We start from the raw sequence: 14,756 nt of genomic DNA, 5'->3' as shown, positions 1-14,756 counted from the left end.
AAAGCTTACTTTTCTATTGATTATTCCCAAAACTAAATTTATTTAAATTCTGAAACCAAAATCAACCATCCCTTTTGTCTCAGAGACCGGAGATATTCACAATGACGCCCGAATCGCAGTGCCTGCCGCCCCTCAGCGCCGAGGCCACTCCAATGCCAATGGATTCCGTAAAGGGACGTGCGGCGGATGCGATGGTGGAGACGTACCGCAAATATTACACGAGCGGCCTTTACGACAACCGATACCCCGACGTCAGCCCCTTCGCCCTTGAACGCGTCGTCAAGGATCTCGAAGGCAGCAAACGCATCCTGGATTTCGGCTGCGGCACAGGCCGTTACCTGATGCGGATGCTGGAACACACCGACGCTGAGCTGATTGGCTTCGATGTGTGCGCCATCGCCCTGGAAAAGCTGCGCAAGCGCCTGGAAAATCATCCCAAACGGCATCGCGTTCGGCTGATCTGCGGCGATTTCAACGAATGCCCCGATTATGACGGCGCCATGTCGATGTTCGGCGTCCTGTCGCACATCCCGACCCGCGCCGGTCGCCTCGCCACCCTGCGCGGCATCCGCCAGCGCCTTCAGGTCGGCGGTCGTTTCGTCGCGTCGGTGCCGAACGGCATGCGGCGCTATCACAAGGAAAACTTCCTGCGTCACATCGGCCTGGGGCCGCGCGAGTTTGAAGGCACGCCGCTGGAGCCGAACGACATCGCCTATTCGCGCCTTACCGACGACGGCGCCCGCCTCGACCTTTACTATCATGTGTATTTCGGCGGGACCTTCCGCCGTGATCTGTCCGACGCCGGTTTCTCGGTGAACAAGCTTGAGGCCGAAAGCCTGCTGACGGAAACCACCATCTCGCACTCCCTGCGCTGGGCGGTTGTCGATGATGTGGCGCGCCGGATGATCCCTGCAATGGCGGGCTATGGTCTCTACGCGGTGTCCAGCCGATGAGCGCCACAGCCACCGGCGCCGCCAGCAACGCTGACGCCGACGCGCTGCTGCATCGGTTGGCCGTCTGGGTTTCCGCCTTCCGCCTCGACGGCCCTGAGCTGGACTCGGATGTTCGCAGCCGCCTGCGCGCCGCCGCCATTCGCTCCATCATCGACACCGTCGGCGTCGCCTTGGATGGAACCCAACGCCCGGCGGCGCAAACCGCCCGGCGTCTGGCCCGGATGCAATACGCCCCTGGCGCCAGCGCCCTGTTCGGCGCGACGCCCGCCGACCGGGCGGACGCCGGGCTGGTCAGCGCCGGCGCCGCCTTCGCCAACACGGTCGCCGCCCACGCCGATGATCTGGACGACACCTGTTACGTTGGCATCGCCCATGGCAGCGCGGTGGTTCTGCCCGCCGCCATCGCCGCCGGTCAGGCCGTCGGGGCCAACGGGCGCGACCTGCTCGACGCCTTCATCGCCGGGTCGGAGGCGACCTACGCGGTGGGGCGCCTGATGGGCGATCACCTGTATTTCAAGGGGTTCTGGAACACCGGCGTGTTGGGCGCCATCGGCGCCGCCGCTGCGGCGGCCCGGATTTCCCGCCTCGGCCCCGACGAAACCGCCCACGCCATGGCCATCGCCGCCACACAAGTGATGGGGCTGCGCGCGTGTCTGGGCCGTCTGGTCAAGCCGGTGATGGCCGGACGCGCGGCGGAGGCGGGCGTCAGCGCCGCCCTGCTGGCCAGCATGGGCATCGACGGGCCGTTGACCATTCTGGAAGGCGACAATGGTTGGGCCAAGGTTCTGAACGACGGCCAGATCGACCCGACCGCGTTGGACCGGCTGGGCGCGCCGCCGGTGCTGGTCGAGCCGGGCGTGGCCTTCAAGATGTACCCGGTCTGCTCCGCCGCCCAGGCCGCCGTCGAGACGGTGTGCGAGTTGTTGCGCGAGAATGGGTTGAGCGGGGACGACGTCGCTCATGTCCTGTGCGACGTCACCCCGCTGGTTCACATCAGCCTGCGCTATCCCCAACCGCAGACCCCCGCCGAGTCCCAGTTCAGCATGCCGTTCGCCGTCGGTTGCGCCCTGGCCTTCGGCGCGCTGACGCCCAACCAACTGACCCCAGCGGTCCTGGCCGATCCGGCCCTGCAAGCGGCGATGACGCGGGTTGAGATGCGGCTCGATCCCGAGATGGCCGCCGACCCCAAGGCGATGGAGCTGTACCCGGAAGGGTCCCGCGTCACCCTGACCCTGCGGGATGGCCGGGTTTTGAGCCGGTTCCGGGGCGTTTGCACGGGCATGCCGACCCAGCCGATGCCCGACGCTATGCTCCACGCCAAATTCCACGCCTGCGCCGATCCGGTCATCGGCCTGACGGCGGCCGACACGCTGCTGGAGCGTCTGTTGACCTTGGACCAGTTGGACGATCTCGCGGCGCTGTTCCCCGCCTGATCGCCAGCCCTTTCACCCGCAAGGCCCGCCGATGGAACCCCATCGGCGGGCCTTGCGCGTTTCAGCGCGACAAAATGGCCCAGCCGGGCAAAAGCGAACGATCCGCCGCCCTCGCCCCTCCATTTTCGCCTGATTCGGCGCTGGATCGCCACGCCTGCGTCGTCCGCCCCGTCCTTCATCCCCGGTTGTCAATGCTTTGACGCGAACAACCAGCCAAAAGTGGGATTGCAATCGCGATTTTTCCAAAAAAACACCCTCAAACGTTCTATGACGTCGGGGTTTTTCCGATTTTGGTATTTGCTTAGCAGCCTAAAGGAATATAAACACGATGATGCGTGCGTTGTTAACGGTTAGTCTGCGTCGCCGATACAGCCGATACGCACAAAACTGCCGATTATACACAACTGGATGGCGGACAGGCGACATTGCGAACGGAACGCGCCAACAGCAACCCGGACGACAAGCGGCGTAAGGCCGGTTCCGCTTGTCCGCCTCGTCCTGTCGGCGGGTCCGCTTTGGGACCGCAGCGTCGCCATCCCATCCCGCTTTCAACTCATGTGGAGGACGCAATGACGATGAAATGGGCAGCCGTGGCCATGGCCGGCATCCTTTTGGGGTCTTCCTTCGCCGGATCCGCCAAGGCCGACGGCGTCCTGGACGAGGTCAAGAAGCGTGGTCAACTGGTTGTCGGCAACAAGACCGACTTCGCTCCGTTCGGCGCGCTCAACGCGTCGGGCGAACCGGCGGGCTTCGAAATCGACCTTGCGCGCGACGTCGCCAAGCGTTTGGGCGTGGAGCTGAAGATCGTGCCGGTGGTGTCCGCCAACCGCATGCAGTTCCTGCAACAGGGCAAGATCGACCTGATGATCGCCACCATGTCCTACCGCCCGGAACGGGCGGAAGCGGTCGAGGTGGTGCAGCCGGCCTATTACGCCAGCGCGCAAAGCCTTCTGGCGCCCAAGAACGCCTCGCCGAAGCTGACGGCCTGGGAAGATTTGCGGGACAAGAAGGTCTGCGGCGTTCAGGGCGCCTTCTACAACGCCGATGTGGCGGCGTTCGGCGCGCAGATCGTCAATTTCAAGGACACGACCGAGGCGCTGAACGGCCTGAAGGACGGAAAATGCGTCGGCATGGCCTTCGACATCACCTTCTTCGCGGGCAAGCTCCAGGAACCGGAATGGGCGGCTTATGAACTGCCGCTTCCGTCGCGCAACGACGATCCGTGGGTGCTGGCCGTCAAGAAGGGCGAAACCGCCTTTCATGAGTACATGGTCGGCGTCGTCAAGGATTGGCACAAAACCGGCAAGCTGATCGAGTTGGAAGGAACCTGGAAGCTTCCGGCCTCCAGCTTCCTCAAGGCTCAAAAAGAAAAGAACTCGTAAGATCGGCTGAAAAATAATCAGCGATTGTTGATTTCGAAGTGGCGGCGGTTGATCCTGGAAGCCCAACCGACCGCCGCCACTTTTTCTTTACCGGATAAAAGGGTGGGTTCGAATAATGTCTATGACTGCGTTGGCTCATCTTCCTCTGCGGATCAAGCTGCTGATCGCTCCCGTGGTCTACACGGTGGCCCTGTTCGCCATCCTGTTTGTTGGCTTGCAGCAGGGCCGGGACGCGATGCAGGTCGCCGTTGACCTTCATGAACGGGGCCTGCCCCGTCTCCAGCGCGTCTATGAGGTGGTTCAGCGGTTGGGGGACGTCCAACGCAACCTCTTCCTCCTCGCCAGTTGGGAGGGGAATTATTTCCCGGCGGACGACATCAAGCGCTTGACCGGCCAGATCACCAAGGACGGCGAAAGCGTCTCCGCGATGCTGAAGGGCATGGCCCAGGAGGGCGGGGCCGCGTCCGACGTCGGCAAGCTGATAACGCCGACCGACCTGTATCTGTCCCATGTGAGTGAGACGATCCGTCTGCTTCACATCGACATGAGCACCGGCACGCTGAAGCTCAACGACGTCGCCAAAGAGTTTGAAAGCCTGAACGCGGGCATCAAGGGCGTCCGCACCAAGATCGAATCGTCCTTCGACACTCAGATCACCGAATCCCTGTCCGACACCGAGCAATCACGGATCACCATGATCGGCGGCCTCACCGCTGTTCTGGTCCTCTGCACGCTGCTCAGCCTTGTCGTCACGCGCTTCATCGCCCGGATGGTCAGCGGCATGACCAAGGCGATGACCCGGCTGGCCGAAGGCGACGTGACGGTCGAAATCCCCGGCGCCGACCAGCGCGACGAAATCGGCAAGATGGCCGAAGCTGTCCAGGTCTTCAAAGGCAACCTGCTGCGCATTCAAGACGAGCAGGTCAGCAAGATGCGCGCGGCGGAAGAGGAGCGGCAGAAGCGCGAACGGCTGGTCCATCTGGTCAACACGCTCCAGGAAAATGTGCAGAGCGTGGTGAACGCGGTCTCCTCCTCGGCCCAGTTGATGGAGAACAACGCCTCGAACATGCTGCACATCGCCGAGGACACCAGCCGACAGGTGGTCGCGGTCGTGTCCACGTCGAATCAGGCGTCTCTCAACATGCAGAGCGTCACCGATTCGGCGAACATGCTGCTGAACTCCGTCACCACCATCGAAAAGCGCGTGGCCTCCTCCGCCGACATCGCCACCGCCGGCGTCCGCGAGGTGGAGCGCACGAACGAGGTGATTTCCGGCCTGTCCAACGCCGCCCAGCGGATCGGCGAAGTGGTGAAGCTCATCGGCGCCATCGCCGGGCAGACCAACCTGTTGGCGCTCAACGCCACCATCGAGGCGGCGCGCGCGGGCGAAGCGGGCAAGGGCTTCGCCGTCGTGGCCAGCGAGGTCAAGGGGTTGGCCAACCAGACCGCCAAGGCGACCGAAGAAATCTCGCAGCAGATCATCGAGATGCAGACGGCGACCAGCAGCGCCATCGACGCCATCCGCACCACCGGGCGGACGATCACCTCGATCCACGACACCGTGGACAAGATCATGCACGCGGTCAGCGATCAGCGCGTGTCGATCACCGAAATCGTCGATGTGGTCCACCAGACGGCCAGCGGCACGGCGGAGGTGACGCAATCCATCACCACCGTCTCGCAAGCCGCCGAAAAAACCGGCTCGACCGCGCAAACAGTGCTGCGGGCCTCCAAGGATCTGGCCCAGCAATCGGACCTGTTGTCGCGCGAGTTCAAGAGTTTCATCAGCAGCGTCCACCCCGACACCCCGGCGTGACGCGCGCCTGACGACAAAAGCTCTTCTTAAAACAGGACAGCGCGCGGCAAACCTCCTTGCCGCGCGCTGTTTCTTTTCGGGCACAGCCGCCTTGACCGGACGTTCAGGCCCCCGAATCGTCGGGCATCGCCATGCCGGGACGAATCACGCTGCGGATGGTGAAGCTGGATTGGATGCGCACGACGCCGGGCAGGCGCGACAGCGAATCCTGAAAGATCCGCTCATAATCCGCCCCATCCTGCGCCACCACCCGCAGGAAGTAATCCGAACTCCCCGACAGCAGATAGCATTCCCGCACCTCCGGGCAGCGGCGGACGGCGGCGTCGAAGCGGCGGAAATACTCGTCGGTTTGCCGTTCCAACGTGATCTGAACGATCACCACCACCGATTTTTCCTCGTCCACCGTCTCGACGATGGCGGTGTAGCCCCGGATGACGCCGGAATGCTCCAGCATGTGCAAACGGCGCAGGCAGGCCGACGGCGACAGGCCAACCTCTGCCGCCAGCTTGGCGTTGCTCATGCGGCCATCCTTGCGGAGAAGCCGGAGAATTTTGTGATCGAGGGCGTCGAGAGCGTGCATGCAAGTTTATACGAAAAATTGGCGATTCATGCGAACCCACAATCGCATTATCGTGGAATCATGCAAGGCTTTGCAGAGATCCTCCCCGTTCCCCCGACGTAAGATAGGGCCATCAAGACAATCCGCTTCGCTGACGTTTTTAGCGCCCGGAACAGTCTGGCTCTGGACATTTTGGGAGGATCCGAATGGTCACGCGCGTTGGCGTTCCCAAAGAAATCAAGAATCACGAATACCGGGTTGGCCTGACGCCAGGATCGGTTCGCGAATTGACGTCGAGCGGCCAGACGGTGCTGGTCCAGACGGGGGCCGGGGCCGAAATCGGCTTTTCCGATGACGATTACCGCGCCGCCGGGGCCGAAATCGCGGCGACCGCCGAACAGGTTTTCGCCAGCGCCGACATGATCGTCAAGGTGAAAGAGCCGCAACCGGCGGAATGCCGCATGCTTCGCCCCGGCCAACTGCTGTTCACCTATCTGCACCTCGCCCCCGACCCGGAACAGGCGCGGCTGCTGATGGAGAGCGGCTGCACCGCCATCGCCTATGAAACCGTCACCGACCGCAATGGCCGCCTGCCTCTGCTGGCGCCAATGTCGGAAATCGCCGGGCGCATGGCCATCCAGGTCGGCGCGGTGGCTTTGCATAAAAGCGCCGGCGGATCGGGCGTGCTGCTGGGCGGCGTGCCGGGCGTGCTGCCGGGCAAGGTTCTGGTGATCGGCGGCGGCGTGGTCGGCGCCAACGCCGCCCGCATGGCGCTGGGGCTGGGGGCGGACGTCGTCATCGCCGACCGCTCCGTGCCGCGTCTGGCCCAGCTTGACGATCTGTTCGGGCCGCGCCTGAAGACGGTCTACGCCTCGGTCGACGCGCTGGACAAGCTGGTGGCGGAAGCCGATCTGGTGGTCGGCGCCGTTCTGGTGGTCGGCGCCGCCGCGCCAAAGCTGGTCAAGCGCGCGCAGTTGGCCCGCATGCGCAAGGGGTCGGTGCTGGTTGACGTCGCCATCGATCAGGGCGGCTGTTTTGAAACCAGCTGCGCCACCACCCATTCGGATCCGATCTACATCGTTGACGGCATTCTCCATTACTGCGTCGCCAACATGCCGGGCGCGGTCGCCCGCACCTCGACCGAGGCGCTGAATCACGCCACCCTGCCCTTCGCCCAGGCGCTGGCCGTCAAGGGCTGGAAGCGGGCGCTGGCGGAGGATCCGCATCTGGTCGCGGGCCTGAACGTCCATGCGGGCGCGATCACGCATCCGGCGGTCGCCGAGGCGTTGGGACACCCCTTCCGGGACCCGAATTCACTGCTTGCGGACTGAAACCTCAAAACTGAATAAAATATCGCTGCACGCTTATTTCAAGAAACTTTCAACGGAAACAATCGCGCCAAACCGTCGGATTGTTGTTTTTTTTGAGGGTTGGAAAGAGAGTGTTGCGTCCACGGATCACTTTGCTTTACCTGTTTGTGACAAGAATAGGGCCAGCATACGCCACCGGCGCCAAAGTGCCGGGGCCAAAGATCAAGAACAGTTTTGAACAGGGTAAGGCTCGGCGTGTAACGCCAACTGGACCAGAACGGGTGGAAACGCCGCCCGTTCTGGTCGTCGAATCGTTCGGACGCAGCCCGGCTATCACGGCCGGTGGGAACGCCGTGGCCTTGTCGCCACGCCGCGTAAGGGGGAGCTGTGGGTATGGTGTTTTGCCGTGTTTCTGGCTGGGAACGAGGGGCCAACGCCCTTTCCGCGCCAACCGTGATTCCTCTCATTTTGCACGCGCGCCGCGCGGTCGCGTCGGTCGGTCGGACAAGCGTCCGGCGACCGACGGCTCCGCGCGCCTTGCCGCGCGCGCAGCGCTGTCGCTGACCGCAAGCCCCGCCGGACCATCCTTCGGCAGGGCTTCGGTCAAAACCGGGTGCGGCGGCGGGGGGCCAAGCGTCCCCTGCCTCGGGTTTGGATGTTCTCCCCCGTTCATCCATCCCCGGCCCCTCGCCGCCACACACGCCGGTTCCATTGATTAGGCGGCGACAGCCGTTTCGATCACTCCATGCCATCGACGAAGGCCGGTCGTCTGGGAGACGTCGTCTGGGAGATTGGGAGAGCCTGACCTTATGGAATATTTTCTTCAGCAATTGATCAACGGGCTTTCGCTAGGGGCCATTTATGGTCTGATCGCGATTGGCTACACGATGGTTTACGGGATCATCGGGATGATCAATTTCGCGCACGGCGAGATCTACATGATCGGGTCGTTTGTGGCGTTGATCACGTTTCTGGCGCTGGGGGCGTTGGGGATCACCTGGGTGCCGTTGGCGCTGGTGGTGATGCTGGCGGCGTCGATGCTGTTCACCAGCGTGTATGGGTGGACGGTGGAGCGGATCGCCTACCGGCCTTTGCGCAACTCGCCGCGTCTGGCCCCGCTGATTTCGGCGATCGGCATGTCGATCTTTCTGCAAAATTACATGCAGATCCTCCAGGGCGCGCGGTCGAAGCCGTTGCAGCCGATCCTGCCGGGCAATTTGACCATTCTGGACGGCGCGGTGTCGGTCAGCTATGTGCGGTTGGCGACCATCGTGCTGACGCTGGCGCTGATGATCGGCTTCACCATCCTCATCAACAAGACCTCGCTGGGTCGGGCGCAGCGCGCCTGCGAGCAGGACAAGAAGATGGCCGGTCTGCTGGGCGTCAACGTCGACCGCATCATTTCGCTGACCTTCGTCATGGGCGCGGCGTTGGCCGCCGTGGCGGGCATGATGGTGCTGTTGATCTATGGCGTGATCGACTTTTACATCGGTTTCCTGGCGGGCGTGAAGAGCTTCACCGCCGCCGTTCTGGGCGGGGTCGGGTCGTTGCCCGGGGCCATGCTGGGCGGGGTGGTGATCGGGCTGATCGAATCCTTCTGGTCGGGCTATGTCGGTTCCGAATGGAAGGACGTCGCCACCTTCACCCTGCTCGTCCTCGTGTTGATCTTCCGTCCGACCGGCCTGCTGGGTCGGCCGGAAATCGAGAAGGTGTAAGGCCATGACCATGCCGTCTCACGCCGCTGGCGCTCCACATGTCGCCGCCAAGGCCGTCGACTGGTCGGGCAGCCTGCGCGACGCGGGCTTCGCCGCCTTCGTCGCCCTGCTGCTGACCGTTCCGCTGGTCGGTTTGCGCACCATCGACCGCCCGACCGGGCTTGGCATCGAAGCCCGGCCCGAGGAGGTCGTCGCTTCGGTCCTGCTGGTCTTCTTCGGCCGCTTGGGCCTGGGCCTGATCGGCCAGGGTCTGGCGCTGCCGGTGCTGTTTTTGGCGCTGGCCGCCGCCGCCGTCGGTCTGGCCATCCCGCTGCCGACGCAGGTGCTGCGTCTGGTGCTGGTCGCGGGCGGCGGGATCATCGCGCTCCGCGCCGCCTTCGCCGTCACCACCCACCGCTCCAAGCTGACGCTGGCCGAGCGCGACCGCAAGATGGACCGCGTCGCCGCCCAGGTGCAGCACGCCACCAAATACATCGCCCCGGTCGCCTTCATCGGCGCCGTCCTGTTGCCGATGACGCCGCTCGCCGACCGCCAGTTGCTGGACATTGGCATTCTGCTGCTGACCTACATCATGCTGGGTTGGGGGTTGAACATCGTCGTCGGTCTGGCCGGTCTGCTGGATTTGGGCTATGTCGCCTTTTACGCCGTCGGCGCTTACTCTTACGCGCTTCTGGCCCATTATTTCGGTTTGAGCTTCTGGGTGTGTCTGCCGTTGGCCGGGTTGCTGGCCGCTTTTTCGGGCGTGTTGCTGGGCTTTCCGGTGCTGCGGCTGCGCGGCGATTACTTCGCCATCGTGACCTTGGGCTTTGGCGAGATCGTCCGCATCATCCTGGTCAATTGGTACCAGTTCACCGGCGGCCCCAACGGCATTTCCGGCATTCCGCGCCCGAGCTTCTTCGGCCTCGCCGAATTCTCGCGCACCCCGGCGGAGGGGATGGCGGCCTTCCACGAGCTGTTCGGCCTGGAATTCTCGCCGCTGCACCGCATCGTCTTCATGTATTACCTGATCCTGGCCCTGGCCCTGGCCGTCAACCTCTTCACCCTGCGCATCCGCAAGCTGCCGCTGGGCCGCGCCTGGGAAGCCCTGCGCGAGGATGAGATCGCCAGCGCCTCGTTGGGCATCAACCGCACCAACATGAAGCTGGCGGCCTTCGCCATCGCCGCGATGTTCGGCGGCTTCGCCGGGTCCTTCTTCGCCACCCGCCAGGGCTTCATCAGCCCGGAAAGCTTCACCTTCATCGAATCGGCGATCATTCTGGCCATCGTCGTGCTGGGCGGCATGGGCAGCCAGGCGGGCGTCGTCGTGGCGACGCTGCTGGTCATCGGCCTGCCCGAAGCCTTCCGCGAATTGGCCGATTACCGCATGCTGGCCTTCGGCATGGGCATGGTGGTGATTATGCTGTGGCGTCCGCGCGGCCTGCTGGCCCACCGTGACCCGACCATTCTCTTGCACGGCGGCAAGAAGCCCGCCACCGGGGGGGCCGCCCGATGAGCGCCGTGACGAGCACCGCAATGACGGACGACAAGCCTTTGCTGAGCGTTGAGCATCTGACCATGCGCTTTGGCGGTCTGGTGGCCAACAACGACGTGTCCTTTGTGGCGCGGGCGGGCGAGATCACCGCGCTGATCGGCCCGAACGGGGCCGGCAAGACGACGCTGTTCAACTGCGTCACCGGCTTTTACACCCCCACCGTGGGGCGGTTGACGCTGCGCCATTCCGACGGCAAGGAATTCCTGCTGGAACGGATGCCGGGCTACCGCATCGCCCAACAGGCGGGCGTGGCCCGCACCTTCCAGAACATCCGCCTGTTCGGCGGCATGAGCGTTCTGGAAAACCTGATCGTCGCCCAGCACAACAAGCTGATGCGGGCCTCGGGCTTCGCCATCGCCGGGTTGCTGGGGCTGCCGACCTACCGGGCGGCGGAAAATGAGGCGCTGGAGCTGGCCAAATATTGGCTGGACCGGGTGAAGCTGACCGAATTCGCCGATTGGGAGGCGGGCAATCTGCCCTATGGCGCGCAACGCCGTTTGGAGATCGCGCGCGCCATGTGCACGGAGCCGGTGCTGCTGTGCCTGGACGAACCGGCGGCGGGCCTGAACCCGCGCGAATCGGGCGATCTGGCCGAAATCCTGACCTTCATCCGCGACGCCCGCAACCCGAACGGGCGGCAAACCGGCGTGCTGCTGATCGAGCATGACATGAGCGTGGTGATGCGCATTTCCGACCATGTGGTGGTGCTGGATTACGGTCGGAAGATTTCCGACGGCGACCCGAATTCGGTGAAGAACGACCCGGCGGTGATCCGCGCCTATCTGGGCGAGGACGAAGACGCCGACCTGCCGCCGGAGATCGCCGCCGATCTCAGCGTTTCGGCTCCCGCCGCGCAGAAGGGGGCCTGAAGCCATGAGCGAACCCATGCTTAAGGTGTCGGGCGTCCACACCTTCTACGGCGCGATTGAAGCCTTGAAGGGCATCGACATCGAGATCAACGCGGGCGAGATCGTCTCGTTGATCGGCGCCAACGGGGCGGGGAAATCCACCCTGCTGATGACGCTGTGCGGCAGCCCGCGCGCCCGCCAGGGCCGCGTGCATTTCGAGGGCGAGGACATCACCGACCTGCCGACCCACGAGATCGTGCGGCGCGGCATCGCGCAAAGCCCGGAAGGCCGACGGATTTTCCCGCGCATGAGCGTGCTGGAAAACCTGCAAATGGGGTCCATCGTCGCCCAACCGGGCAGCTTCGACCGCGAGTTGGAGCGGGTGCTGACCCTGTTCCCCCGCCTGAAGGAACGCATCGCCCAGCGGGCGGGCACCATGTCGGGCGGCGAGCAGCAGATGCTGGCCATCGGCCGGGCGCTGATGAGCCAACCGCGCCTGCTGCTGCTGGACGAGCCGTCGCTGGGTCTGGCCCCGCTGATCGTCAAACAAATCTTCTCGGTCATCAAAGAGATCAACCGCGAGCAGAAGATGACGGTCTTCATGGTCGAGCAAAACGCCTTCCACGCGTTGAAGCTGGCCCATCGCGGCTATGTGATGGTGAACGGCAAGATCACGATGACGGGGTCGGGCGCGGCGCTGCTGGCCGACCCGGAGGTCCGCGCGGCCTATCTGGAAGGGGGACACTGAGATGGACGCTGTTTTGGGATCGTCGCTGTCGGTGTTCGTCTTTTTGACGATCCTGGTCTTCGGCGGCTTCGGCGTGCTGACCGGCCAAACCCTGGCCGAAGGCTGGAAGCCGATCTCGGCGGTCTGGGCCTATTCCCTCCTGCTGGGGGTCGGCGACCGCTTCCTCGCCTGGGGCCTGGCGGGCGAAACCCTGCTCGCCCCCTGGGGCTTCATCGTCCACACCGCCGCCATCGCCGCCATAACCGCAACCACCTACCGAATGGCCATCGCTCGCAAAATGGTCAACCAGTATCCGTGGATCTATGAAGCGGCTGGACCGCTGCATTGGCGGGAGCGTGTCCCGCCGCGTGGGTGATTGTTTTGACGGCGCCATGATGACGCTTTGAGCAAACGCAATTGGCGACCGCCGGGCACTCATCCGGCGGTTGCCAATCCCAAGAAAATCCGATCATTTTAAAACAACGGCGTCCTGTCTCCATCCACGAGACTGCCGAAATCTTTGGCTGATACTCTGAAGTCGCATCAAAAACAGCGTTTCAGAGAAAAACCCAATGGATCTGTGCGCGTTTCAGCGATATCATACTTCGGCATTTTGTAATAAATCCGTCATTTTTCCGCAAACAACAGTGTCCACTCGGCAATTCAGCCGAGGGAAACACTGACACATGCATGGACGCCGCGCGGGTCGGCGTCCGGCTTTATCCGCACGAGAGGGACCGTGACTATGGCAGCGGACAAAGGGGCAGCGGGCGACAGGGTGGCGGTCGGCGCGAAACCGCGCCATTTCTGGACCATTGGACGGAAAGTGACGGCGGCCTTTGTCGCGGCCATCGTCGGCGGTTTCATCGTCATCATGGGGTTGCAAGCCTCCATGCAGTATGACGACACCGTGCGGTTGGCCACCCACGAAGCCCGCGTGAAAACCGACATGCTGGCCAACGCCACCAAAACCAGCTTCGTCGCCAGCGACGGCGCGTCCATCGAGACGGAATTCATGCCGCTGGCCAACAGCAACGAGGTGCAACTCACCACCTTGCGCGCCGTCGCCCCCAGCGGCGTGTTGGCCGAGTTCACCAACCCGCGTTTCGCAACCTATGATTTGGCCGAAGACAAGGACCTGATCGACGCCGTTCTGGCGGGCAAGGGCGCGCAGGCCCGCTCCGCCAAGGGGCACATCGTCATCACCGTGCCGGTCGTCACCGGAAAAAGCAACCGGCTGGTCGGCGCCCTGCAAATAGCCTGGAGCCTGGAACAGCAGATCGACGCCATCCTCAACCAGATGCGCAACCAGATCGCCATTTGCCTCATCGCCCTGGTGGTGCAAATCGGCCTGTTGAATTTGCTGCTCAGCCGTATGGTCATCAAGCCGCTGCGCGGGATGGCCGGGGCGATGGCCGATCTGGCCGACGGCGACATCAACGTCTCGGTGCCGGGGGCCGACCGCCGCGACGAAATCGGCGCGATGGCCGGATCCGTCACCGTCTTCCGCGACAACGCCCAAGCCATCGGACGGATGCACGCCGAACAGGCGGCCTCCGACGCCAAGGCCGAAGAGGCCAAGCGCGTCGCCCTGATCGGCATGGCCGACCGTTTCCAACGCACCGTCATCCGGTTGGTCGAGGGCATCGCGGCGTCCGCCGCCGGGATGGCCGACAGCGCCGGACAAATGGCCAGCGTCGCCGACCAAGCGTCGGGGCAATCGAAGAACGTCGCGCGGGAATCCGACGACATCCAGTCGAACGTGCGCTCCGCCGCCGCCGCCGCCACCGAACTCGCCAGTTCCATCGGCGGCATCACCGATCAGGTCAGCCATTCCGCCCGCATCGCCAGCGAAGCGGTGTCGCACGCCGACCGCACCAACGCGACGGTGCAGGGATTGATGAGCAACGCCGAGCGGATCGGGCAGGTCGTCGGCTTGATTCACGCCATCGCCAAGCAAACCAATCTGCTGGCGCTGAACGCCACCATCGAGGCCGCCCGCGCCGGGGAGGCCGGAAAGGGCTTCGCCGTGGTGGCGACCGAGGTGAAGGGGCTGGCCGATCAGACCGCCAAGGCCACCGACGAAATTTCGGCTCAGGTCAACGCCATGCAGGCTGTGACGCGCGAGGCGGCGGACGCCATCGGCTCCATCGGCAAGACGATCACCGAGATCGACAGCATCGCCGGGGACATCACCCAGTCGGTGCGCGAACAGAACTCCGCCACGCAGGAAATCGCCCGCGCGGTGGAGATGGCGGCGTTGGGAACCCAAGGGGTGTCGGCGACCATCGCGTCGCTGGCCCACACCGCCGACAGCGCCGGAACCACGGCGGGATCGGTTCTGACCGCCGCGCGCGGCCTGTCCGATCAAACCCGCACCCTGGCCGCCGAAGTCGAGCGTTTCCTGAGCGAAGTGCGCGATCAGGCCAACGCGGACGCGCGGGTGGCGTAAAAAAGGCGGGGGCATTGCGCCCCCGCCCGT

General features: G+C 64.0%; 12 protein-coding genes. 11 read left to right on the top strand and 1 reads right to left on the bottom strand.

All coding sequences use genetic code 11. The features are described 5' to 3' along the window. The first annotated feature begins 191 nt into the window (after window positions 1–191). The 4 genes from D3877_RS20905 (at window position 192) to D3877_RS20890 (ending at window position 5,584) form a co-directional block, all read left to right on the top strand. Window positions 192–953, top strand: coding sequence for a class I SAM-dependent methyltransferase (locus D3877_RS20905; protein ID WP_158599957.1), 762 nt, complete (start codon window positions 192–194; stop codon window positions 951–953). Next, the gene (locus tag D3877_RS20900; RefSeq protein WP_119832728.1) at window positions 950–2,386 is read left to right on the top strand and encodes an MmgE/PrpD family protein; all 1,437 of its coding nucleotides are present in this window, start codon (window positions 950–952) and stop codon (window positions 2,384–2,386) included. Before D3877_RS20905 ends, D3877_RS20900 begins: the two co-directional genes overlap by 4 nt. 596 nt (window positions 2,387–2,982) lie before the next feature. After that, window positions 2,983–3,768: a transporter substrate-binding domain-containing protein gene (locus D3877_RS20895; protein ID WP_158599956.1), complete on the top strand. Its 786-nt coding sequence runs from the start codon at window positions 2,983–2,985 to the stop codon at window positions 3,766–3,768. A gap of 121 nt (window positions 3,769–3,889) precedes the next feature. Then, a complete protein-coding gene (locus tag D3877_RS20890) occupies window positions 3,890–5,584 on the top strand; it encodes a methyl-accepting chemotaxis protein (protein ID WP_158599955.1) in 1,695 nt (564 codons plus the stop codon). Between the two features lie 103 nt (window positions 5,585–5,687). On the opposite strand, the gene D3877_RS20885 is transcribed toward D3877_RS20890, so the two are convergent. After that, window positions 5,688–6,164 carry an Lrp/AsnC family transcriptional regulator gene (locus tag D3877_RS20885; protein ID WP_119832725.1) on the bottom strand — a complete coding sequence of 159 codons (477 nt, stop codon included), beginning with the start codon at window positions 6,162–6,164 and terminating at the stop codon, window positions 5,688–5,690. Between the two features lie 185 nt (window positions 6,165–6,349). Between D3877_RS20885 and ald the strand changes: the two genes are divergently transcribed. The 7 genes from ald (at window position 6,350) to D3877_RS20845 (ending at window position 14,726) form a co-directional block, all read left to right on the top strand. Further along, entirely contained in the window at window positions 6,350–7,474 is a 1,125-nt protein-coding gene (gene ald, locus D3877_RS20880) for an alanine dehydrogenase (RefSeq protein ID WP_119832724.1), read from the top strand. 788 nt (window positions 7,475–8,262) lie between these two features. After that, window positions 8,263–9,168: an ABC transporter permease subunit gene (locus tag D3877_RS20870; protein WP_119831375.1), complete on the top strand. Its 906-nt coding sequence runs from the start codon at window positions 8,263–8,265 to the stop codon at window positions 9,166–9,168. A 4-nt stretch (window positions 9,169–9,172) separates the two neighbouring features. After that, window positions 9,173–10,660 (top strand): high-affinity branched-chain amino acid ABC transporter permease LivM, encoded by a 1,488-nt coding sequence (gene livM, locus D3877_RS20865; protein WP_119832722.1) that lies wholly within the window; start codon window positions 9,173–9,175, stop codon window positions 10,658–10,660. 20 nt (window positions 10,661–10,680) lie between these two features. Then, entirely contained in the window at window positions 10,681–11,568 is an 888-nt protein-coding gene (locus tag D3877_RS20860) for an ABC transporter ATP-binding protein (protein WP_199720851.1), read from the top strand. 16 nt (window positions 11,569–11,584) lie between these two features. Beyond that, window positions 11,585–12,295 (top strand): ABC transporter ATP-binding protein, encoded by a 711-nt coding sequence (locus D3877_RS20855; RefSeq protein ID WP_119832442.1) that lies wholly within the window; start codon window positions 11,585–11,587, stop codon window positions 12,293–12,295. Between the two features lies 1 nt (window position 12,296). Further along, the gene (locus D3877_RS20850) at window positions 12,297–12,650 is read left to right on the top strand and encodes a DUF6867 family protein (protein WP_119832721.1); all 354 of its coding nucleotides are present in this window, start codon (window positions 12,297–12,299) and stop codon (window positions 12,648–12,650) included. Window positions 12,651–13,019: 369 nt separating this feature from the next. After that, the gene (locus D3877_RS20845; protein ID WP_119832720.1) at window positions 13,020–14,726 is read left to right on the top strand and encodes a methyl-accepting chemotaxis protein; all 1,707 of its coding nucleotides are present in this window, start codon (window positions 13,020–13,022) and stop codon (window positions 14,724–14,726) included. Window positions 14,727–14,756: the final 30 nt, after the last annotated feature.

Origin of the sequence: Azospirillum cavernae (genome assembly GCF_003590795.1) — a bacterium.
GTDB classification, from domain to species: Bacteria; Pseudomonadota; Alphaproteobacteria; order Azospirillales; family Azospirillaceae; genus Azospirillum; species Azospirillum cavernae.
Note: the sequence above shows the minus strand (reverse complement) of the source record. Positions and strands in the feature narration are given on the sequence as shown.